This window comes from Microterricola viridarii (assembly GCF_900104895.1).
In the GTDB taxonomy this organism is placed as follows: Bacteria; Actinomycetota; Actinomycetes; order Actinomycetales; family Microbacteriaceae; genus Microterricola; species Microterricola viridarii.
This window is the reverse complement of record NZ_LT629742.1, coordinates 3,248,763-3,269,500: the sequence shown is the minus strand read 5'-3', so window position 1 is coordinate 3,269,500 and position 20,738 is coordinate 3,248,763. Positions and strand designations below refer to the sequence as shown.

19 protein-coding genes are annotated in these 20,738 nt (G+C 71.3%); 12 read left to right on the top strand and 7 right to left on the bottom strand.

Annotation, left to right across the window (positions count from 1 at the left end):
- Nucleotides 1–3: 3 nt before the first annotated feature.
- From BLT62_RS14965 to BLT62_RS14950, 4 genes are all read right to left on the bottom strand, one after another.
- Complete coding sequence (locus tag BLT62_RS14965; protein ID WP_083364781.1) at nucleotides 4–1,200, bottom strand: cation:proton antiporter; 1,197 nt, start codon at nucleotides 1,198–1,200, stop codon at nucleotides 4–6.
- A gap of 11 nt (nucleotides 1,201–1,211) precedes the next feature.
- Nucleotides 1,212–1,649: a cation:proton antiporter regulatory subunit gene (locus BLT62_RS14960; RefSeq protein ID WP_231919245.1), complete on the bottom strand. Its 438-nt coding sequence runs from the start codon at nucleotides 1,647–1,649 to the stop codon at nucleotides 1,212–1,214.
- Between the two features lie 111 nt (nucleotides 1,650–1,760).
- Nucleotides 1,761–2,954: an acyl-CoA dehydrogenase family protein gene (locus BLT62_RS14955; RefSeq protein ID WP_083364779.1), complete on the bottom strand. Its 1,194-nt coding sequence runs from the start codon at nucleotides 2,952–2,954 to the stop codon at nucleotides 1,761–1,763.
- Nucleotides 2,955–3,191: 237 nt separating this feature from the next.
- Nucleotides 3,192–4,112, bottom strand: a complete 921-nt coding sequence (locus BLT62_RS14950) for a DUF4349 domain-containing protein (protein WP_083364778.1) — start codon at nucleotides 4,110–4,112, stop codon at nucleotides 3,192–3,194.
- 149 nt (nucleotides 4,113–4,261) lie between these two features.
- Here BLT62_RS14950 and BLT62_RS14945 point away from each other — a divergent pair, with 149 nt between their 5' ends.
- A complete protein-coding gene (locus BLT62_RS14945; RefSeq protein ID WP_083364777.1) occupies nucleotides 4,262–5,128 on the top strand; it encodes an alpha/beta fold hydrolase in 867 nt (288 codons plus the stop codon).
- A 9-nt stretch (nucleotides 5,129–5,137) separates the two neighbouring features.
- The gene (locus tag BLT62_RS14940; RefSeq protein WP_083364776.1) at nucleotides 5,138–6,130 is read left to right on the top strand and encodes an aldo/keto reductase; all 993 of its coding nucleotides are present in this window, start codon (nucleotides 5,138–5,140) and stop codon (nucleotides 6,128–6,130) included.
- 71 nt (nucleotides 6,131–6,201) lie between these two features.
- On the opposite strand, the gene BLT62_RS14935 is transcribed toward BLT62_RS14940, so the two are convergent.
- Nucleotides 6,202–7,056 carry an aldo/keto reductase gene (locus BLT62_RS14935; RefSeq protein ID WP_156786380.1) on the bottom strand — a complete coding sequence of 285 codons (855 nt, stop codon included), beginning with the start codon at nucleotides 7,054–7,056 and terminating at the stop codon, nucleotides 6,202–6,204.
- A gap of 26 nt (nucleotides 7,057–7,082) precedes the next feature.
- Entirely contained in the window at nucleotides 7,083–8,606 is a 1,524-nt protein-coding gene (locus tag BLT62_RS14930; protein ID WP_083364775.1) for an MFS transporter, read from the bottom strand.
- A 268-nt stretch (nucleotides 8,607–8,874) separates the two neighbouring features.
- Between BLT62_RS14930 and BLT62_RS14925 the strand changes: the two genes are divergently transcribed.
- From BLT62_RS14925 to BLT62_RS14880, 10 genes are all read left to right on the top strand, one after another.
- On the top strand, nucleotides 8,875–10,509 hold the full coding sequence (locus BLT62_RS14925; RefSeq protein WP_083364774.1) for a TIGR04028 family ABC transporter substrate-binding protein: 1,635 nt from the start codon (nucleotides 8,875–8,877) through the stop codon (nucleotides 10,507–10,509).
- 91 nt (nucleotides 10,510–10,600) lie between these two features.
- Nucleotides 10,601–11,587 (top strand): ABC transporter permease, encoded by a 987-nt coding sequence (locus BLT62_RS14920; RefSeq protein WP_083364773.1) that lies wholly within the window; start codon nucleotides 10,601–10,603, stop codon nucleotides 11,585–11,587.
- The gene (locus BLT62_RS14915) at nucleotides 11,584–12,543 is read left to right on the top strand and encodes an ABC transporter permease (RefSeq protein WP_083364772.1); all 960 of its coding nucleotides are present in this window, start codon (nucleotides 11,584–11,586) and stop codon (nucleotides 12,541–12,543) included. The genes BLT62_RS14920 and BLT62_RS14915 overlap by 4 nt, the downstream gene beginning before the upstream one ends.
- Nucleotides 12,540–14,246 (top strand): dipeptide ABC transporter ATP-binding protein, encoded by a 1,707-nt coding sequence (locus BLT62_RS14910; protein WP_083364771.1) that lies wholly within the window; start codon nucleotides 12,540–12,542, stop codon nucleotides 14,244–14,246. The genes BLT62_RS14915 and BLT62_RS14910 overlap by 4 nt, the downstream gene beginning before the upstream one ends.
- Nucleotides 14,243–15,373 carry a putative FMN-dependent luciferase-like monooxygenase gene (locus tag BLT62_RS14905; RefSeq protein ID WP_083364770.1) on the top strand — a complete coding sequence of 377 codons (1,131 nt, stop codon included), beginning with the start codon at nucleotides 14,243–14,245 and terminating at the stop codon, nucleotides 15,371–15,373. The genes BLT62_RS14910 and BLT62_RS14905 overlap by 4 nt, the downstream gene beginning before the upstream one ends.
- The gene (locus BLT62_RS14900) at nucleotides 15,370–15,987 is read left to right on the top strand and encodes a CMD domain protein (protein ID WP_083364769.1); all 618 of its coding nucleotides are present in this window, start codon (nucleotides 15,370–15,372) and stop codon (nucleotides 15,985–15,987) included. The genes BLT62_RS14905 and BLT62_RS14900 overlap by 4 nt, the downstream gene beginning before the upstream one ends.
- Nucleotides 15,984–16,622: an alkylhydroperoxidase domain protein gene (locus BLT62_RS14895; RefSeq protein WP_083364768.1), complete on the top strand. Its 639-nt coding sequence runs from the start codon at nucleotides 15,984–15,986 to the stop codon at nucleotides 16,620–16,622. The genes BLT62_RS14900 and BLT62_RS14895 overlap by 4 nt, the downstream gene beginning before the upstream one ends.
- 158 nt (nucleotides 16,623–16,780) lie before the next feature.
- Nucleotides 16,781–17,464 carry a 2-phospho-L-lactate guanylyltransferase gene (gene cofC / locus BLT62_RS14890; RefSeq protein ID WP_083364767.1) on the top strand — a complete coding sequence of 228 codons (684 nt, stop codon included), beginning with the start codon at nucleotides 16,781–16,783 and terminating at the stop codon, nucleotides 17,462–17,464.
- A gap of 105 nt (nucleotides 17,465–17,569) precedes the next feature.
- The gene (locus BLT62_RS14885; protein WP_156786379.1) at nucleotides 17,570–17,860 is read left to right on the top strand and encodes a hypothetical protein; all 291 of its coding nucleotides are present in this window, start codon (nucleotides 17,570–17,572) and stop codon (nucleotides 17,858–17,860) included.
- A 130-nt stretch (nucleotides 17,861–17,990) separates the two neighbouring features.
- Nucleotides 17,991–19,739: a stealth conserved region 3 domain-containing protein gene (locus BLT62_RS14880; RefSeq protein WP_083364765.1), complete on the top strand. Its 1,749-nt coding sequence runs from the start codon at nucleotides 17,991–17,993 to the stop codon at nucleotides 19,737–19,739.
- Nucleotides 19,740–19,752: 13 nt separating this feature from the next.
- Here the strand turns inward: BLT62_RS14880 and BLT62_RS14875 are convergent, their stop codons facing one another.
- Nucleotides 19,753–20,691 carry a phosphodiesterase gene (locus tag BLT62_RS14875; protein ID WP_083364764.1) on the bottom strand — a complete coding sequence of 313 codons (939 nt, stop codon included), beginning with the start codon at nucleotides 20,689–20,691 and terminating at the stop codon, nucleotides 19,753–19,755.
- Between the last annotated feature and the right edge of the window lie 47 nt (nucleotides 20,692–20,738).

Below are 20,738 nucleotides of genomic sequence, written 5' to 3'. Positions count from 1 at the left end.
CGACTACGCGCCGGCGATCGGACGCGCCTGCGGCTCCCCACGGGGGCGTGTCGCCTGCTTGAACCAGCGGGTGTCCGGAATGCGCATGAGGAAGGGCCCGGCGATGACGGTGATCAGCACGTAGGCGGTCGCCAGCGGGGCGAGCTCCGGCTCGATGCCGGCGCTCACGGCGAGGCCGGCGATGACGATGGAGAACTCGCCGCGCGGGGTAAGCGCGAGGCCGGCTCGCCACCGGCCGGGCACCGCAACACCGGCGCGCCGGGCGGCGAGGTAGCCGGTCAGCACCTTGGTGGCCATGGTCAAGGCGGCGAGGATCAGGGCGGGCAGGATCACGACCGGCAGCTTGGTGGCATCCGTCGCCAGGCCGAAGAACACGAAGAACACGGCCGCGAACAGGTCGCGCAGCGGGGTGAGCACCTGGCTGGCGTTGTGCGCGACCTGGCCGGAGAGCGCGATGCCGACGAGGAAGGCGCCGACGGCCGCCGACACGTTCACCTGGGCGGCGAGGCCGGCGACGAGCATGGTGAGGCCGAGCACGCCGAGCAGCAGCGGTTCGGCGTGCTCGGGGGTGAAGATGCGCGAGACGATGTGCCCGTGCCGCAGGGCGATGTAGAGGATGAGGCAGACGACGGCGACGGCGATCGCCACCGTGACGGCGCCCTGCATCAGGCTGACGCCGATGACGAGGGCGGAGAGCACGGGCAGGTAGAAGGCCATGGCCAGGTCCTCGATCACGAGGACGGCGAGCACGACGGGCGTCTCGCGGTTGGCGAGGCGTCCGAGGTCGCGCAGCACCTTGGCGATGACGCCGGAGGAGGAGACCCAGGTGATCCCGGCGAGGGCGACGGCGGCGGCCGGGCCCCAGCCGAGGAGCAGGGCGAAGGCGGCGCCGGGCAGCGCGTTCAGCACGGCGTCGAGCAGACCGGCCATGCGGGAGTGTTTGAGGTTGGTGAAGAGCTCGGATGCCGTGTACTCCAGCCCGAGCAGGGCGAGCAGCAGGATGACGCCGATCTCCGAGCCGATCTCGAAGAACTCGGTGCTGGCCTCCAGCGCGAGCAGGCCGCCGTTGCCGAAGGCGAGCCCGGCGATCAGGTAGAGCGGGATCGGCGAGATGCCCACACGCAGCGCCAGCCGACCGAGCAGGCTCATGCCGAGGAGCAGCGCGCCAACCTCGATGAGGATCAGCGTGTTCTCATGCACAGCAGCAGCCCTTAGTCGGGTCCGTTGGAGATCAGGCGGCTGAGCGCGTCCAGGCCACCGCGGGTGCCGACTGCGACGATCACGTCGCCGGGGCGCAAGACCTCGTCGGGGGTGGGCGAGGGCAGAAGTTCTTTGTCACGCACGATGGCGACGATCGACACCCGGGTGCGGGTGCGGGTCTTGGTGTCGCCAAGCGGGCGGTTGAGGTAGGGGGAGTCGGTGGGCAGCTCGAGCTGCTCGGTGAACAGGCCCACGGTGGCGTCGCTCAGGCTGGTCAGCCGGCTGAGCATGACCGAGGTGCCGAGCACGTCGGCCAGGGCGGCCGCCTCGTCATCCGTCAGCGGGATGCTGTCGCGGCAGGCATCCGGGTCGGAGACGTCGAACAGCGCCAGGTCGCGGTGCCCGTCGCGGTAGGAGATGACGCTGACCCGCCGGCTGCTCTCGGTCACCAAGTCGTGTCGGACGCCGATCCCCGGCAGCTCCACTTTTTCTATGCGTACACCCACGGTGCAAGTGTAGATCCGCCCGGAGCGATGTGGCGCGCGCGGCGCGAATACGCCCTAGCTCTCGAGCGGGCCCAGCCAGGCGGTGGCGACCGTGTTGTGGGCGGATTCCGCGTCGGAGGGGTGGAAGATGCCGGCGAGCACGTCGCGGTAGAGCCGGCCGAGCTCGTTGCCGGCGAAGTAGCTGCCGCCGCCGGAGACCCGGATCGCCTGGTCGACGACCTCCCTGGCCGTCTCGGTGGCGCGCACCTTGATGCCGACCAGCTGCGGGAACCACTGGGCGCCGAGGTCGGCCTGCCCGTCGACGGCGGCCGCGATGGCATCCAGCTGCGGGTAGATCGCGTCCTGGGCGATGGCGGCATCCGCGATGCGCCAGCGGATGTCGGGGTCCTGGGCGAGGCTGCGTCCGTCATTCTTCATCGAGGTGCGGCGGTGCGCGGATGCCACGGCGAGCTCGAGCGCGCGCTTGCCGACGCCCGTGTAGACGGCGGCGAGCAGGATCTCGAAGTTGGCGAAGATCGCGAAGATCAGCGGGTCGGCGTTGGGGCCGGGGTCGAGGCGCCGCACGACGCGCTCGGGGCGGGCGTAAGCGGCGTCGAGCACGGTGGTCTGGCTCTGGCTGGCGCGCATGCCGAGCGTGTTCCAGTCGTCCTTGCGGCTGAGGCCCGGGTCGTCGCGGTCGACGAAGCCGTAGACGATCTTCGGGGCGTCGGCCGACTCGGTGTCGAGGCCCATGGTGCCGAGGCGCGTGTACGCGGGGGAGAGGCTGGTGAAGACCTTGGTGCCGGTGAAGCGGTAGCCACCGTCGGGCTGCGGCGCGGCGACGCTGCGGGAGCCGAACAGCATGAGGTCGTTGCCGGCCTCGCTGATGCCGAAGCCGAAGATTTCGCCAGACCCGTGCTCGCCGCGGCCGGCCTCCTCCAACAGGAAGTCGAGCGCGTCGTCGCCGCGCTCGTGCAGGGCCTTGGCGACGCCCGTCCAGACCAGGTGCATGTTCACGGCGAGGGCGGTGGCGGGGGCGGCGGCGCCCAACCGAACCTGTTCGCGGGCGACGTCCTGCAGGCTCAGGCCGAGCCCGCCGAAGCGCGTCGGCACGAGCGCGCGCAGGTAGCCGGCGGCGACCAGCTCGTCGAAGTCCTCGGTGAAGAAGGCGTTGTCGCGGTCGTAGCCCTCTGCGCGCCCGTGGATGCGCTCGAGCAGTTCATCGCTCAGGACGGTGCGGGGGCTCGTGCTGTTCTCTGCGGCGGTCACAGCTCCAGCCTATGCCCGGGCCCTCGCGCCTGGCGGGCTCCCTCGAGCTGAGCCCGTCGCAACCGTGCGGGGTGCGGGCTTCGGTCACTGCGCCACTTCGGTGGGGTCCGCGCCTGCTTATGTGGCGCTGTGGCCGACCAACTGGCGCAGCTGGCGCGCGTGGGTGGTGGCTTCGGTCGCTAGCGCTCCCTCGAGCCGACGGGGGAGAGACAACGGGAGAACGCCGACGGGGGAGCGCTACTGCTGCACGTCCTCTTCGGGCACGGGGGCGGTGCCGGGGGCGCCCGCGGCGGCAGGGGCGGGGTGGCGCCGGCGGCGCACGGAGGCAACGATCGCCCACACGACGGCTCCGATCACGGCGAGGAGCACCAGCCAGGGCAGGGCGACGCCGAGCACGACGACGAAGCCGCCGAGGAAGGCGACGAGGCTGTTCCAGCCGGCGAGGAGGCCGCTCCAGAAGTTGTCGGGGTTGCCGGGGTTGACGGTGCCCTCCGACGCGAAGTCCACGTAGAGCGTGGAGTAGTCGATCTGGTCGTCCAGGTAGTCGAGCTGCATGGTGAGCGAGTCGAGCTCGGCCTGCCGGCTGGAGAGCGCAGACTCGATCGCGATCAGGTCGGCCGTGGTCGCCGATGTGCTCATCAGCTCCAGCAGGCGGTCGACGGAGGTCTGCAGCGCGGTGATGCGCGCCTCGACGTCCTGCTTCTGCTGCGTGACATCGGAGGCGTTCAGCGACACCGAGTTGACGGTGCCGAGCTGCTTGATCTTGTCGAGCACGACGTCGAGCTGATCCGCCGGCACGCGGATGGTGAGGCTGGCGCTGGCCCGCTGCGTCTCGGTGGCCGGCTGCTCGCTGCGACTGTCGACGCGGCCTCCCGCGCCGGCCACGAGCTTGATCGCGCCGTCGGCGGCCCCGATCGGGTCGGCGGCCGTGATCGAGACGTTGCCGGTCGTGATGACGGAGCGGTCCGCGACCGCGCTCGGGGCACCCACCGCGCCGTCCGCGGTACCGCCCTCCAACGAGAAGGGGGCCATCTCCGGGCCCGCATCGCGCATCACGACGCTGCTGCCGGATGACGCGCCCTCGCCCATCCCGGCGGAACACCCGACCAGCAACAGGGCCGCGAGAGCCAGGGCGGGGATGGTCAGGGCGCGCTTCATTCCCCCACCCTAAGCGAGCCAAACGGGCCGCCGAGGCCGCTCCGATCACGTTCGTGTCTCGGCTCAGTCACGGCTTGGTCACGGCGACGGAACGCGCCGGCATCCGCGCCAGCACTCCCGCCGTCACCCGCGGCAGACATAATGAGCACATGACCTGGATGTCGACGCTCCGCGCACGACTCGGCGGCCTCGGGCGCCGGCGCCGCCCGGCGACGCCCGTGCTGCACATCGCCTCCGACGTCGGGGAGGGCCCGACGGTCGTGCTCGTGCACGGCATCGCCTCGTCGTCCGTCACCTTCCTGCACCTGGTGCCGCTGCTCGAGCCGAACTTCCGCTGTGTCTCGATCGACATCCTCGGCTTCGGCCGCTCGCCGGCGCCGGAGGGCGCCGAGTACACGCTCGACGAGCACGTGGCGGCGCTGCACGCGACGATCAAGGCGCAGTCGCTGCGCGGCCCGCTCATCATCGTGGGCCACTCGCTCGGCTCGCTGATCAGCGCCCGCTTCGCCGCGGAGCACCCGCAGCTCGTTGCACATCTCGTGCTCATCTCGCCCCCGGTCTACCTGCCGCCGACCAACCTCGGCGACAAGCGCGCGAAGCTCGAGAACGACCTCTACCTGCGCGCCTACGACTACCTGCGCACGAACAAGGAGTTCACGCTCGCCAACGCGCGCATCATCGCGAAGCTGCTGCCGATCAAGGGCGTCTTCGAGCTGCGCGAGGACCAGTGGGAGCCGTTCGTGAAGTCGATGCAGAACTGCATCGAGAACCAGACGGTGATCTCGGACCTGTCCCGCGTCGCCGCCCCGATCGACGTCGTCTACGGGGCGCTTGACCAGTTCATCCCGCGCGGCGGTCTGGAGATCGTCGGGCGGATGCGCGGGGTCACCATGCACCGGGTGGAGGCGAACGCGCACATCATCCGCCGGCGCCTCGCGCGGGTCGTCGCCGGAGTGCTGAACGCCGACCTGCCGGCCGGCGTCGAGCCCAACTTGCCCCCGGAGCTCTCGCCCTAGGATGGGGCCATGGAGCAACGTACGCTTGGCCGCACCGGCCGCACGGTGTCAGTGATCGGACTCGGAACCTGGCAGCTGGGTGCCGACTGGGGGGACGTCAGCGTCGAGGATGCGACAGCGGTGCTCGCGGCATCCGTCGAGGCCGGCGTCACCTTCTTCGACACGGCCGACGTCTACGGCGACGGCCGCAGCGAGAGCGTGATCGGCGCATTCCTGCGCGAGCGCCCCGGCCACGACATCACCGTCGCGACCAAGATGGGTCGCCGGGCCGAGCAACTGCGCGAGAACTACGTGCTCGCCAACTTCCGCGAGTGGACCGACCGCTCGCGCCAGAACCTCGGCGTCGACACCCTCGACCTGGTGCAGCTGCACTGCCCGCCGACGAGCGTCGTCACGAGCGACGAGGTCTACGACGCGCTCGACACCCTCGTCGCCGAGGGCGCGATCACCGCCTACGGCCTGAGTGTCGAGGAGAGCGCGCAGGCCCTGGCCGCCATCGCCCGCCCGAACGTCGCCACGATCCAGATCATCCTGAACGCGTTCCGGCTGAAGCCCCTAGACGAGGTGCTCAGGGCCGCGGCGGATGCCGGCGTCGGCATCATCGCCCGGGTGCCGCTGGCCTCCGGGCTGCTCACCGGCAAATACACCGCGGAGACCCGCTTCGCGGCCGACGACCACCGCAACTTCAACCGGGACGGCAGCCAATTCGACGTGGGCGAGACCTTCTCCGGTGTGGACTACGAGACGGGCCTGGCGGCGGCGCAGGAGTTCGCCGCCCTCGCCGAGGCGGCAGCGCCCGGCGTTCCCGTGGCCGAGGTGGCCCTGGCCTGGGTCGCCCAGCAGCCCGGCGTCAGCAGCGTCATCCCCGGTGCCCGCTCGCCGCAGCAGGCCGTCGCCAACGCCGCGGCCGGCTCGCTGCCGCCGCTCGGCGACGAGTTCTTCGCCGGCGTGCGCGCGCTCTACGACAACCGCCTGCGCGCCGCGATCCACCCGCGCTGGTAGCCAGCAACTAGCCAGCAAATAGCCAACGTCTCGCCGGCAGGCGGCAGCGAGCCCGGGCCGGTCGGCCGTTCCTAGTCGACCAGCTCGGGGTCGCTGCCCGAGCGCTCGCCGGAGTCGAGCGCCGCGATCGCGGCGACCTCCGCGGCATCCAGCTCGAAGTCGAAGACATCGGCGTTGGCCCGCAGCCGGGCGGCGCTCAGAGACTTCGGGATCACCACGTTGCCGAGCTGCAGCTGCCAGCGGATGGTCACCTGGGCGGCGCTCTTGCCGTGCCGCAGCCCGATCTCGGCCAGCACCGGATCGGTGACCGCGCGGCCCCTGGCCAGCGGCGACCACGCCTCGGTCACGATGCCGAGCTCGGCGTGCAGGGCGCGCAGCTCCGCCTGCGCGAGCCACGGCTGCAGCTCGATCTGGTTCACCGCCGGCACCACCCCGCTATCGTCGATGATGCGCTCGAGGTGCTGGCGGTGGAAGTTTGAGACCCCGATCGAGCGGGCCCGGCCCTCCTCCCGCAGCCGCACCAGCGCGCGCCAGGTCTCGACGTAGAGATTCTGCGCCGGGGCCGGCCAGTGGATGAGGTACAGCTCGACGTGGTCCAGGCCGAGGGCGTCCAGGCTGGCGTCGAAGGCGCGCAGCGTGCTGTCGAAGCCGTGCTCGGTGTTCCACACCTTGGTGGTGACGAAGAGGTCGGCGCGCTCCAGCCCCGGCTGGCCGTGCAGGGCCGAGCGGATGCCGCGGCCGACGCCGACCTCGTTGCCGTACAGCGCGGCGGTGTCGATGTGCCGGTAGCCGGCGGCCAGCGCGGCCTCCACCACGGCGGGGGTGTCGGCATCCGGAACCTTGTATGTGCCCACCCCGAGCCGGGGGATGCGTGCGCCGTCGTTGAGCTGAAGCGTGCTGCCGAGATCCATCTGTCCGCTGTCCATGTCTTCCACTGTAGGCAGGCGCCGGCCTACTCGGGCAGCGCGGCCGCCCCGTACTGCGCCTGGCGTCGAGGGATGAACAGCGTCAGCACGATGCCGAGCACGCCCGCGGCGGCCGAGATGGCGAAGCTCAACTGGAAGCCCAGGGTGCTGGGCGTGGTCAGATCGCCCACCGTGACGAGGTTCGTCGCGAGCACCAGCCCGATCACGGCGCTCGCCGCGGTCGATCCGAGGGTGCGCATCACCGAGTTGAGGCCGTTCGAGGCGGCCGTCTCCGAAGAGGGCACGGCTCCCATGATGAGCGTCGGCATCGCCGCGTAGGCGAAGCCGACGCCGAAGCCGACGGCCGTCGCCACCAGCAGCGTGTGCCACACCTCGGTCATCAACAGCAGGGCCAGCGCGTAGGCGACGGCGATGATGGTGATGCCGAGCAGCAGGCTGACCCGGGCCCCGCGCGCGGCCGTCAGCCGGGCCGCGGTGCCGGACATCGCCCACATCACCAGGCCGCTCGGCATCAGGCAGAGGCTGGCCACCAGCATCGACTGGCCGAGGCCGACACCGGTGCCGGTCGGCGTCTCGAGCAGCATCGGCAACGCGACGGCGCTGGAGAAGAACGCGAAGCCGACCATCACCGAGGTCAGGTTGGTCAGGAGCACGGTGCGCCGGGTCGCGACGCGGATGTCGATCAGCGGATGCCGCGTGCGCAGCTGGTAGAGCACCCAGACCGCCAGGATCGCCACACCGGCGGTGCCGAAGCCGAGCGTGAGCGGGCTCAGCCAGCCCCACTCGTTGCCCTTGGTGACGGCCAGCAGGATGCCGGAGAGGGCGAGGGCCAGGCCGATCGCGCCCGGGGCGTCGAAGCGGCCGCCGGTGCGCAGCGTGCTGACCGGCACGAGGGTGTAGACCAGCACGAAGCCCGCCGCGGCGAGCACGCCGGACAGCCAGAACAGCATGTGCCAGTCCAGGTACTGCGCGATGACGGCGGAGACCGGCAGGCCGACGGCGCCGCCGATGCCGAGGGTGGCGCTCACCAGGGCGACCGCCTTGCCGAGCCGGTCGCGGTGCAGCACATCGCGCAGGATGCTGATACCGAGTGGGATCGCTCCGAGCCCGGCCCCCTGCAGCACCCGGCCGATGACGAGCGGGATGAGGGTGGACGAGAACGCGGCGATCACCGAGCCGAGCACGACGGCGGCGAGCAGGATGAGCAGGATGCGGCGCTTGCCGTAGAGGTCGCCCAGGCTGCCGCCGATCGGGGTGATGATCGCGGCAGAGAGCAGGGTGGCGGTGACGACCCACATCGCGTCGGGGGTGGACACATGCAGGAGGTGCGGGAGCTCGGGCAGCAGCGGCGTGACCAGCGTCATCATGAACGAGACCACGATGCCGGTGAAGGCGAGGGCGAAGACGATCGCGGAGTCGGGGGTGCGCTTGCGGAGCGCGCGCCGCTCGGCCTCGCTCAGCCACGGCTGCCCGCCGGCATCCGGCTCGAGGCCCTTCGGCTCGAGGCTCTCTGAGTCGCCGGGTGCAGCAGGGAAAGCGTCGCGCGTCATGGAGCCCTTCGATGAGCCCGCCCGATGCGGGGCCATACAGGGCAACGCGCACGGAGGGCCGTGGTATTCCCTGGCCGGCCCGCGGAGTTTCACGGCGTGTCGGATCACGCGCTCTGCGCGCACGTAGGCAGGAGAACCCCCGGAGCACAAGCAAATTACCGCAGGTGACGCGGTGTAACGCACGGCGACACAATCGCTCGCGCTCGCGCCGGTGAGTTGACAACATCAACTCACCCACGCACACCCACCACAGCGAAAGGCTTCACGGATGTCACGAATCACCCGCACGCTTGCCGCGGCGACCGCCGCACTCGCAACCGCAGCCCTGCTGGCCGCTTGCGCCGGAACGGCGGCCCCGGAAGCAGGCGGCAACGCCGACCCCGCGGCGCCCGTCACCGGCGGCACGCTCACCTACCTCGAGCACCAGGCCTTCACGAACCTCTACCCGCCGCAGGCCGGGTTCTACCCGAACGGCGGCGTCGTCAACAACATCGCGGCGCGACTGACCTACCAGAACCCGGAATCGCTTGAGATCGAGCCGTGGATCGCCGACTCCTGGGAGGTGAACGCCGACGCCACCGAGTACACCTTCACCCTGCGTGACGGCGTGACCTTCTCCGACGGCACCCCCGTCGACGCCGCCGCCGTCGCGAAGAACTTCGACGTCTACGGCCTCGGCGACAAGGAGCTCGCCCTCACCATCTCCGAGGCGATCAACAACTACGCCAGCAGCGAGGTCGTCGATGCCGCCACCGTGAAGTTCCACTTCTCCGCCCCCGCCCCCGGGTTCCTGCAGGCGACGTCCACGATCAACTCCGGCCTCCTCTCGCCGGCCACGCTCGACCTGCCGCTGGAGAAGTTCGGCGCGGGCAACGCGGCGGCCATCATCGGCGCCGGGCCGTTCGTGGTCAGCGAGGAGAAGCTCGGCACCGAGCTCACCTTCACGGCGCGCGAGGACTACGACTGGGCTCCGCCGTCGCTCAAGCACCAGGGCCGTGCCTACCTCGACGCCATCCACCTGATCGTCACGCCGGAGGACAGCGTGCGCATCGGCGGGCTCACCTCTGGACAGGCCGACTACATCCGCTACGTGCAGGCCTTTGACGAGGCCGCGGTCGAGTCCGCCGGCTTCGAGCTGTACGCTCCGCAGACCCGCGGCGTGAACAACTCGCTCAGCCTCCGTTTCACGAACCCGCTGCTCAGCGACATCAAGGTGCGTCAGGCGCTCGTGGCCGGCGTCAACGCGCAGGAGGTCGTCGACACGCTCTTCACCGCGAACTACCCTGTCGCCACGTCCTCGCTCAGCTCCACCGCGCTGGGCTACAAGGACGAGTCGGAGCACCTGACCTTCGACCCGAAGAAGGCCGCCACCCTGCTCGATAAGGCCGGCTGGAGCGTGGGCGCCGACGGCATCCGCGAGAAGGACGGCACGCGCCTCTCCCTCGACGTCTACGAGGCCAAGCCGCAGCCGCTGTCCAAGCAGACGCTCGAACTGGTCAGCCAGCAGCTCAAGGCGATCGGCGTCGAACTCAACGTCAAGGCCGCCGACGCCGGCAGCTACGCCGAGGACATCAAGGACCCGCTGAAGACGCCGCTCTACCACTCGATGGTCGGCCGCGCCGATCCCGACGTGATCAAGAGCCAGTTCCACACGAAGAACCGCAACGTGCTGCTCTCCAACGACACCACCCTCGACGCACTGCTCGAGGCCGTCGCGAGCGAGCCGGACCCCGCCAAGCGGCTCGAGGCCGACGCGGCCGTGCAGGACTACCTGGCCGAGCAGGCCTACGTGATCCCGCTGTTCGAGGAGCCGCAGGTCTACGGCGCGGCCGACTATGTCGAGGGCGTCGAGTTCGAGTCCGTCGGGCGTCCGATCTTCTACGACGTCTGGCTGAACAAGTAGCACCTCGGGTTCCGGATGCCGCGGGCCGCGGCATCCGGAACCTCCCCCTCCACCCACACCCTCCTCACACCACTCACCAGGAAGGCACCCCATGAAGCACGTGCTCGCCCGCATCGGCCAGGCCGCCGTGGTGCTGTTCGTGGCCTTCGCCGCCACCTTCGTGCTGCTGCAGGCGCTGCCCGGCGACGCGCTCATGATCAAGTTCGAGAACCCGGAGCTCGGGCTCTCGGCCGAGCAGATCGCCGCCCTGCGCGAGAGCTACGGCGTCGACATCCCGCTGCCGCAGCAGTTCTGGCACACCCTCAGCGGGTTCCTCGCCGGCGACTTCGGCTACTCGATCCAGAACGGCACGCCGGTCACGCAGATGCTGGCCGAGGCCGCACCGCAGACCATCACGCTCGCGCTGTCGGCGTTCCTGCTGGCCGTGCTCATCGCCGTGAGCCTCGCCTTCCTCTCCTCCCTCACCCGCTTCGCCTGGTTGCGCGGCTTCCTCCGCAGCCTGCCCGGCCTCTTCGTCTCCGTTCCCGTGTTCTGGCTCGGCATCGTGCTGATCCAGGTGTTCTCCTTCCAGCTCAAACTGGTGCCGGTGATCGGGGCCGACCCCGTGCAGGGGCTGATCCTGCCGGTGCTCACGCTGGCGGTGCCGATCAGCGCCCCGCTCGCCCAGATCCTGGTGCGCTCGATCGACGAGGTCGAGCTGGCCCCGTTCGTCAGCGTCGTGCGGGCCAAGGGCGCCAGTCGGCGCCGGGTGCTCTGGAACAACGTCGCCAAGAACGCGATCCTCCCCACCGTGACGATCGCCGGCGTGCTCCTCGGCGAGCTGATCGGCGGGGCGGTCGTGACCGAGACGGTGTTCGGCCGCACCGGCATCGGCCGCCTCACCGAGCAGGCCGTCTCGGCGCAGGACACCCCGGTGTTGCAGGCGATCGTCGTGCTCTCCGCCCTGGCCTTCGTGCTCACCAACCTCGCCGTTGACCTGCTCTACCCGGTGCTCGACCCGCGGCTGCGCCGCCTCTCGCGCGGCACCGCCCGCACGGCCCCCGCGGCCACGCCCGTCCTGGAAGGGGCAGCAGCATGAGCATCGACACCGAGCAGACAGCCGCCCACGTTGGTCGAGTACCGAGGAACGAGCGTATCGAGACCTCGCTGGCCGACACTGCGGCCCCGGCATCCGCCCACGAGGTCTCGATACGGCCGCAGGCGGCCTACTCGACCAACGGGGTGTGGCGCCGCCTCCGCGCCATCCGCCCCAGCCTGCTGCTGGCCTGGCTGGTGCTCGGCCTCGTGCTGGCCTGGGCGATCGCGCCCTGGCTGTTCACCGGCCACGACCCGCTCGTCGGCGTCCCGGCCGACAAGCTGCAGGCGCCGAGCCTCGCGCACCTCTTCGGCACCGACCAGCTCGGCCGCGACCTCTTGGCGCGCGTGATCTACGGCGCGATCCAATCGCTCACCGGCGCGCTCGTCGCGGTCGGCGTCGGGCTGGTGCTCGGCACGGCCATCGGCGTGATCGCCGGCTCCACCGGCGGGGTGCTCGACGCGATCCTCATGCGCATCGTCGACGTGCTGCTCTCCATCCCCGGCCTGCTCCTCGCCCTGAGCATCATCATCCTGCTCGGCTTCGGCACCATCAACGCCGCCATCGCCGTCGGAATCGGCAGCGTCGCGGCCTTCGCCCGGCTCTCCCGCAGCGAGGTGGTGCGGGTGCGCCGCAGCGACTACGTCGAGGCCGCGTTCGGCAGCGGCGGGCGCTTCCTGGCCGTGCTCTGGCGGCACGTGCTGCCGAACTCGCTCGGCGCGGTCGTCTCGTTGGCCGCCCTGCAGTTCGGCGTCGCCATCCTCGCGATCTCCACCCTCGGCTTCCTCGGCTACGGCGCACCGCCGCCCACGCCGGAGTGGGGGCTGCTCGTCGCCGACGGCCGCAACTACATCGCCACCTCGTGGTGGCTCACGACCTTCCCCGGCCTCGTCGTCGTGGTCGTCGTGCTCGCCGCCAACCGCATCAGCCACTCGCTTCGTGGGGAGAAGAAGAAATGACGCAGCAGGATGCCGCAGCGATCGCGGAAACCCACGCTGGACCGAGCGACCGGAGCGCAGCGGAGGTCCCCGTTCTCGCCGTCGAGGGGCTCAACGTCTCGTACCGCACCGCCGTCGGCCTGAGCCGGGTCGTGCACGACGTCAGCTTCACCGTGCGGCCGGGCGAGGTCGTCGCCCTCGTCGGCGAATCGGGCTCAGGCAAGACCACGACCGCCCAGGCCGTCATCGGCCTCCTCGCCGAGAACGCCCACCGCGACAGCGGCCGCATCGTGTTGAACGGCGTCGACATCGCCGACTGGAGCGAGAAGCGGCTGGAGAGCGTGCGCGGCGCCCGCATCGGCCTGATCCCGCAGGACCCGTCCAGCTCGCTCAACCCGGTGCGCACGATCGGGGCCCAGATCGCCGAGGTGCTGCAGATCCACAAGCGCGGTGACAAGGCCGCTCAGCGCGCCCGCGTGCTGGAGCTGCTCACCCGGGTGGGCCTGCCCGAGCCGGAGCGCCGGGCCGCGCAGTACCCGCACGAGCTCTCCGGCGGAATGCGGCAGCGCGTGCTCATCGCCATCGCGATCGCGCTGCAGCCGGAGCTGATCATCGCCGACGAGGCGACGAGCGCCCTCGACGTCACCGTGCAGAAGACGATCCTCGACCTGCTCGACGAGCTCCGCGCCGAGTTCGGCACCGCGATCCTCTTCGTCACCCACGACCTCGGCGTCGCCGCCGAGCGCGCAGAGCGCATCGTCGTGCTGCAGCACGGCCGCATCCAGGAGCAGGGCGAGACCCGCGCGGTGATCGCCCAGCCAGAGAGCGAGTACACCAAGCGCCTCTTCGCCGACGCCCCCTCCTTCCACCTCGCCCCGGCGCGCGCCACACCGCGCCCCCAGCAGGCCCCGCTGTTCCTGCGCGACGCCTCGGCGGCGCCCGAGGTGGACTACGCCGTCGAGGTTGAAGACCTCGTGACCGAGTTCGGGCGCGGCGCCCAGGCCTTCCGCGCCGTCGACGGCGTCTCGTTCCGGCTGCGCCGCGGCACGACGCACGCCATCGTGGGGGAGTCCGGATCGGGCAAGACCACGACCGCCCGCGCCGTCGTGGGGCTGGCCGAGCCGACATCCGGATGCATCATCATCGACGGCGAGCACGTCGCGAAGTTCCGCGGAGAGCGGCGCAGGCAGCTGCGCCGGCGCATCCAGCTCGTCTACCAGAACCCGTTCGGCTCGCTCGACCCGCGGCAGAGCATCGAGCAGATCGTCGCAGAGCCGCTGCGCAACTTCGGGCTGGCCGACCGCCGCGGCCGCGGCATCCGGGCGGCCGAGCTCATCGACCTCGTCGCCCTGCCGAGCACCGTGCTCGGCCGGAGGGCCCGGGAGCTGAGCGGCGGCCAGCGCCAGCGGGTCGCCATCGCCAGGGCGCTCGCGGTGAACCCAGAGATCCTCGTGCTCGACGAGGCCGTCTCCGCCCTCGACGTCACGGTGCAGGCGCAGATCCTGCGGCTGCTGGAGAGCCTGCAGGCCGAGCTCGGCCTCAGCTACCTCTTCATCTCGCACGACCTCGCCGTCGTCAGGCAGATCTCGGACACGGTGTCGGTGATGAGCCGCGGCCGGGCCGTCGAGACCGGCAGCGCCACCCAGATCTTCGGCAACCCACAACACGAATACACCCAACAACTGCTCGCAGCAGTGCCATCAGTCAAGGAGTTCTCAGCATGAGCGACATCGCTTCAGCACCGCCGGCCCGACGCGGCCTCGGATTCTTCACCCGCCTGCTCGACGAGGCGACACCGGGGGAGCGCTACCGACTCGCGACCGAGCAGATCCGCACCGCCGAGCGGTTCGGCTTCGACTCGGCCTGGGTCGCCCAACACCACTTCAGCGCCAGCGAGGGCGGACTTCCCGCGCCGCTCGTGTTCCTCTCCCATGTGGCCGCGCAGACCTCGACGATCCGGCTCGGCACCGGCATCGTGACGCTGCCGCTGGAGGACCCGGTGCGGGTCGCCGAGGATGCGGCCGTGCTCGACCTGCTCGCCGGCGGGCGGCTCGAACTCGGTGTCGGGTCGGGCGGCACCGCCTCCTCCTTCGCCGCCTTCGGCAAGCGCAGCGAGGACCGCGGCGCGATCTTCGCCGACCACCTCGCCGTGCTGCGCGACGCCTTCGCCGGCCTCCCGCTCGGGGCGGGCGCCTCGGCGGATGCCGCAGCGCTCGCCGCGGCTTTCGCCGCCGGCCGTGAGAACCGGCTCTACCCGGCGGCACCGCAGCTCGGCGGCAAACTCTGGCAGGCGACGTTCTCGGTGGCCGGCGGCAGCCGGGCCGCCGCAGCGGGGGACGGCCTGATGCTCTCCCGCACCCAGCCGCGGCCGCCCGGGTCTCCCCGCGCGAGCCTGGACGACATCCAACGCCCCATCGTCGACGCCTACTACGAGGCCCTCCCGGCCGGGGCGACGCCGCGCATCATGGCCTCCCGCACGCTCTTCGTCGCCGACGACCGCGCAGAGGCGCTGCGCATCGCCGAGCCGAACCTGCGGCGGGCGGCAGCCGGCTTCCGCGCCGGCGGCCAGCAGATCGAGGGCGACTCCCTCGAAGATCTGATCGCCGGCCTCGACACGCACATCGGCACCGTCGACGACGTGATCGAATCGCTCGCGGCCGACCGCAGCCTCGACCGCGTCAGCGACGTCGTCTTCCAGGTGCACTCCGTCGACCCGCCGCACGAGCTGGTGCTGCGCTCGATCGAGCTCATCGCCACCCAGGTCGCGCCCGCGCTCGGCATCGGGCACCGTTCGCTCGAATCACTCGCTGGCGAATCCGCCGCACACACCAGAACAGGAGCACACGCATGACCACCATCACCCCGCCCGACGTGATTGATGAGCTGCTCGGGGTCACCCCGGGTTCGGCCATCGACGAGCTGCGCGCCCGCCGCCCCGTCACCCGCGCCAATGCGCAGGCCAGCTATGACGCGCTGTTCACCCCTGAGCACCCCGGCACGGTGAGCGCCGTCGAGCGCCTCGCGGTCGCCGCCTTCGTCGCGGGGCTGCACGCCTCGGCCCCGACGGAGCGGTACTACGCCGAGCAGCTGCTCAGCGCGGCCGCCGCCCCGGTCGCCGACGAGTCGGCGCGCGCGCTGCCGCAGGCCGTCGCCACCGAGATCGCCGCGGCCCGCACCAGCGGCCCCTACGGCGCCTACCCGGCCGGCCCGCTGAGCGTCGAGGACAGCGAGGGGCTCCGCTACCGCGTCGCCCCCGAGCGTCGGGACGTGCTCGGCGTGCGCCTGTCCGCAGCCCTCGACCACGCCCACCTGCTCGTCTTCCGCCCGCGCGAGGCCAGCCCCGCCGCGCTGCAGGCGCTGCTCGACGCCGGGTGGAGCACGAGTGACATCGTCACGCTCTCCCAGCTCGTCGCCTTCCTCACCTTTCAGATTCGCGTTGTCGCCGGATTGGAGCTCCTGTCATGACCACCTCGTCCACACCCGCAGCCGTCGCGCCCGAGGCCGTGATCGAACACGCGGACCTCGACCGCCCCGTCGCCTTCACACAGGCCGAGCTCGGCTGGGTGCCGTGGCTGGAACCGCTGCCGGAATCCGAGTTCGAGGAGCGGCACTGGACGGGCCTCGTCGACGCCTCGCGCGCCAAGTCGCCCTACTTCGCGCTGCTGGCCCGCGACCCTGAGATCCTCGGCGCCCGTACCCGCACCGACAAGGACATCTTCTACAACACCAAGGAGGGCCTGCCGCGGGCCGAGCGCGAGCTCGCCGCCACGGCCACGAGCAGGCACAACGGCTGCATCTTCTGCGCCAGCGTGCACTCGCGCTTCGCGAGCCATCACTCCAAGCGCAGCGACGACGTGCAGCGCCTGCTCGACGAGGGCACGGAAGCCGCGCTCGACCCGCGCTGGCGGGCCATCGTCGACGCCTCCGTCGCCCTCGCCAGCACCCCGGTCGCGCTGACCGCCGGACACATCGCCGAGCTGCGCGCACAGGGACTCGACCCGCTCGAGATCGCGGACGTCATCCACGGATCCGCGTTCTTCAGCTGGGCCAACCGGCTGATGCTGAGCCTCGGAGAACCCGAGGCGCCGGCGACGCCGTAGCGGCCGCGTTCCGGCGCACAACGCCGGCGCGCACAGAGGCACCCACGATCTCGCGGGTGCCTCTGTTCGTGGCGGCCGCCCGGGCCGGGCCGACGATATTGCCGCTACCGTGGAACCAGAAGCTGTTGTGGACGAGCTGCCGTCGCGGAGGAGGAGCCATGGGTCTCGAACGTGACCTCGGTGCGCTGCACTGGTCGCTGGTCATCCCGGTGCGCCGCTCGGACACCGCCAAGAGCCGACTCGCCGACGGCACGCCGGAGCTGGCCAGGGCCATCGCCCTGGACACCATCGTCGCGGCATCCCGCACCGGAGGCGTCTCCTCGGTGCTCGTGGTCACCGATGACGACACGCTGGAGGCGGCGCTGCGGCCGCTCGTGCGCCCGGAAGACACGACCCTGCGCATCGTGCGGCAGGGAGCCGTGCAGGGCCTGAACCCCTCGATCCGGCTCGGTCTCCGCGCCGCCAGGGGCGAGCACGGCGGCCGCGGCCTCGCCGTGATGCTCGGCGACCTGCCGGCCCTCCGCCCCACCGAGCTGGCGGGCGCCCTCGTCGCCGCCGGCCGGCACCAGCAGGCGGTCGTCGCCGACCACGACGGCACCGGCACCACGCTCCTGACCGCGCGCCCCGGCGCCCGGCTGGAGCCCGCCTTCGGCAGCGGTTCGTTCGCCCGCCACGTGCAGGCGGGGCACGAGGCGCTGGCGCTCGGCCCGGAGTCCACCGTGCGCGCCGACGTCGACACGCGGGCCGACCTGGAGCGCGCAACGGGCCTCGGGCTCGGCGAGCACACCCGGGCGGCGCTGGAGCCGGAGGCTGAGCGGCGGCTGCGACTGCTGCACGCCTGAGCGCGGTTCGCGGAGCCGTTGCTGCACGCAGGCGGGCTTCAGTGCTCTCCCGCAGCGCGCTCGGGGTGCTGCCCTGATCTGTGCGGATGCCAGGGGGAGGAGTGTGTGTCGGTAGCCATCTTCCCCCTCTGGAGCCCCCACATGTACGACGAGTTCGAGTCCATTGTCCGCGCACTGAACGAGCGCGGCGCCGCCATCGAGCATCGCGTCGCCCGCCGTCGGGCGGATGCCGCCGCAGCACGGCCCGCACGCACTGCACGCCTGCGCGCCGAGGCCAAGCCGGAACCCGCCGTGCCGCCGCTTCCCGACTTCGGGCCGCCGACCGAGCCGCTCACCGTCATCCCGCACCCGCGCTACTCGGCGCAGCACGTGCCCGAGATTGGCTGGAGCCGGTAGCCGCCGGATGCGCGCATCGGCGAGCCCTGTGGGCCCGCAGGCTAGTCTGTGATCAGCCATCTTGGGTCGCCGCACGCGCCGCGTGGCAGAGGCGCGCATGCTCTGGCCGATGTGCAGAGGGGCCGCTTCGATGACAGACCGCCCGCGTGACACCGAAACACTCCACCCGCTGGGCGACCAGAGCAAGCCGGCGGCCTTCGCCCGCAGCGACGACGCCAGGGCCCTCGCCCCCGAACGTGAACGGCACGGCTTTCTGAGCGCAGAACCCGAACCGGTCCTGCGCCGTCAGACTGAGCCGACCGTGCCCCTCGGGGGTGGCACGCCGCCGCGCTTCGCCCGCACCGACCTCGTGCTGCGCCGCGGCGAGTACACCCTCACCTCCGGGCATTTCACGCCGCAGGAGTCGATGGTCGACGACCTCCTCGCGGTGCGGGCGGCGCTCATCGACGCCGGGATCGACTTCCTGCTCGTGCGCGGCGACAACGACCGGCCGGTGATCGCCGTGGACCGCCGCCAGCGCAGGGCGCTGAGCCGTGCGCTCGCCGAGGCGTTTCGCGACGAGCCCTTCTACTCCGCGACGCTCGACCGGCCGGGCAAACCCTCCGTGCTGCTCGCCGACGGTGTGCTGTCCCCGGCGCGCAAGGCCGCGGTCTTCCGCCTCTACCGCCCCCGCGTCGAACCGATTGGCCGTCTGCGGTACGGGCCGGAGACCGCTTTCCAGCTGGAGCTCTGGCGCTTCGGCGACGACGAGATCGTCGCGCCGCGCGAGAACGCCCTGATGCGCGCGCGCATGCCCCGGCATGAGGCGGTCGAAGACACCGTCGAGCTCTACGGGCGCCGCTGGCGCACCCTCGAGCACATGTTCGCCGAGCTGGCCAGCGATGTCAGCTTCGACATCGACATGGTCTTCTCCTGGGTGGACGGCAGCGACGCCGCGTTCCAGCGGGCGCGGGCGGCGCGCATGGCCGGCTACGTCGTCGGTGACGGCGACGACTCCGACGCGCGCTTCCGGCAGATCGACGAGCTGAAGTACGCCCTGCGCAGCGTCTACCTCTTCGCCCCGTGGGTGCGCCGCATCTTCATCGCCACCGACTCCCCGGTGCCGGCCTGGCTCGGCGAGCACCCGCGGGTCACCGTGGTGCGCAGCGAGGAGTTCTTCCAGAACCCGGACGCCCTGCCCACCCACAACTCGCACGCGGTCGAGTCGCAACTGCACCACATCCCGGGCATCGCGAAGCACTTCCTCTACTCCAACGACGACATGTTCTTCGGGCGCCCGCTCAGCCCTGAGCTGTTCTTCTCGCCCGGCGGCGTGACGAAGTTCGTCGAGGCCGGCACCCGGATCGGGCTCGGCGAGAGCAACCCGAGCCGCAGCGGGTTCGAGAACGCAGCCCGTGTGAACCGCCGGCTGCTCAAGCAGCGCTTCGGCAAGGTGACGACCCGCCACCTCGAGCACTGTGCCGCGCCACTGCGCACCGATGTGCTCGAGACCATGGAGCGGGAATTCGCCGAGGACTTCGCCCGCACCGCGGCCAGCCAGTTCCGCTCGGCCACCGACATCTCCGTGACGAACTCGTTCTACCACTACTACGCGCTGATGACGGGGCACGCCGTCACCCAGACCCTCGCGCGGGTCAAGTACATCGAGACGACGCTGCGCTCGGCGCTGCCCGCTATGGACAAACTCGTCAAACGCCGCGACCAGGACATGTTCTGCCTGAACGACGGCAGCAAGCCCGAGATCTCCAACGAGACACGCACGGCCGCCGTGACCGAGTTTCTGGAGAAGTACTTCCCGTTTCCCGCGCCATGGGAGCGGGACGCGGAGCGCCCGGCCGACACGGACGCCGAGGCCGGCGCGGCATCCGCCCAGCCCTGACCGCGCGCCCGCCCTAGGCCAGGACGGTGGTCGGTCTCGTCGGCGGCCCGGGCACCGTCGACGGGGCGATGCGGATGCCGTCGGCCGCCAGCAGGCGCGCCGTCTCAGCCGCGTCGACGTAACTCAGCGGTGCGGCACTGAGCGGCGCGGAGACGCCGACCGGCACCACCGAGTGCAGCACGGTCTCGGGGTAGACATGCACGAGGTTGTACGCCTGAGCGCCGTCGCGCCCGCGGGTGCCGCCGACCGGCACGTTGAGGTCTTGGGTGTAGCACGTGGCGGACGCCACAGACACCGGGATCCCGGCGAAGGTCGCCGTCGAGGAGTAGTGCAGGTGCCCGGCGATGATGCTGCGCACATCGCTGCCGCGGAGCACCGCGGCCAGTGGGGCCTGCTCGCGCAGCTCGACCGCGACGGCGAGGTCGAGCACGCTCGGGATCGGCGGGTGGTGCATCGCCAGGATGGTGCCGTGCGGCGCCGGCATGGCCAGCTCCCGGGCGAGCCAGTCCAGCTGGGCGGTGGTGACCGCGCCGAAGTGGTGGCCGGGCACGGTGGAGTCGAGGGTGATCAGCCGCAGCCCGTTCAGGTCATGCACGGCGTCGACCGGCATCGTCGACGGGTCCTCGCCGAGCAGCTCGCGGCGGAACGCCCCGCGGTCGTCGTGGTTGCCCATCACCCAGATGACGCGGGCGCCGAGCCGCGCGGCGACCGGTTCGACGATCTCGCGCAGTCGCCGGTAGGCGTCCGGCTGGCCCTTGTCGGCGAGGTCGCCGGTGAAGACGATCGCCTCCGGCCGCCCGCCCGACGCTTCGACCTCGTCGAAGAGCCGCCGCAGCAGGGCGGTGCTGTCGACCCGGTCGTAGAGCTTGCCGTCGGCGGCGAGCAGGTGGGTGTCGCTCAGGTGGAGCAGGAAGTGATGAGGCCGCGGGTACTCGGCCGTGCGTGTGTTCACACCAATCCTTTGTTCATCAGGATGCCCTCCGCAACGCGCACCCTCAC

What these genes read in the sequence shown, in the direction of transcription:
- cofC (WP_083364767.1), top strand. Translation starts at nt 16,781, where the DNA reads ATGGGTCTCGAACGTGACCTCGGTGCGCTGCACTGGTCGCTGGTCATC.
- BLT62_RS14935 (WP_156786380.1), bottom strand. Translation starts at nt 7,056, where the DNA reads ATGGACAGCGGACAGATGGATCTCGGCAGCACGCTTCAGCTCAACGAC.
- BLT62_RS14880 (WP_083364765.1), top strand. Translation starts at nt 17,991, where the DNA reads ATGACAGACCGCCCGCGTGACACCGAAACACTCCACCCGCTGGGCGAC.
- BLT62_RS14950 (WP_083364778.1), bottom strand. Translation starts at nt 4,112, where the DNA reads ATGAAGCGCGCCCTGACCATCCCCGCCCTGGCTCTCGCGGCCCTGTTG.
- BLT62_RS14895 (WP_083364768.1), top strand. Translation starts at nt 15,984, where the DNA reads ATGACCACCTCGTCCACACCCGCAGCCGTCGCGCCCGAGGCCGTGATC.
- BLT62_RS14945 (WP_083364777.1), top strand. Translation starts at nt 4,262, where the DNA reads ATGACCTGGATGTCGACGCTCCGCGCACGACTCGGCGGCCTCGGGCGC.
- BLT62_RS14930 (WP_083364775.1), bottom strand. Translation starts at nt 8,606, where the DNA reads ATGACGCGCGACGCTTTCCCTGCTGCACCCGGCGACTCAGAGAGCCTC.
- BLT62_RS14920 (WP_083364773.1), top strand. Translation starts at nt 10,601, where the DNA reads ATGAAGCACGTGCTCGCCCGCATCGGCCAGGCCGCCGTGGTGCTGTTC.
- BLT62_RS14940 (WP_083364776.1), top strand. Translation starts at nt 5,138, where the DNA reads ATGGAGCAACGTACGCTTGGCCGCACCGGCCGCACGGTGTCAGTGATC.
- BLT62_RS14925 (WP_083364774.1), top strand. Translation starts at nt 8,875, where the DNA reads ATGTCACGAATCACCCGCACGCTTGCCGCGGCGACCGCCGCACTCGCA.
- BLT62_RS14910 (WP_083364771.1), top strand. Translation starts at nt 12,540, where the DNA reads ATGACGCAGCAGGATGCCGCAGCGATCGCGGAAACCCACGCTGGACCG.
- BLT62_RS14905 (WP_083364770.1), top strand. Translation starts at nt 14,243, where the DNA reads ATGAGCGACATCGCTTCAGCACCGCCGGCCCGACGCGGCCTCGGATTC.
- BLT62_RS14915 (WP_083364772.1), top strand. Translation starts at nt 11,584, where the DNA reads ATGAGCATCGACACCGAGCAGACAGCCGCCCACGTTGGTCGAGTACCG.
- BLT62_RS14900 (WP_083364769.1), top strand. Translation starts at nt 15,370, where the DNA reads ATGACCACCATCACCCCGCCCGACGTGATTGATGAGCTGCTCGGGGTC.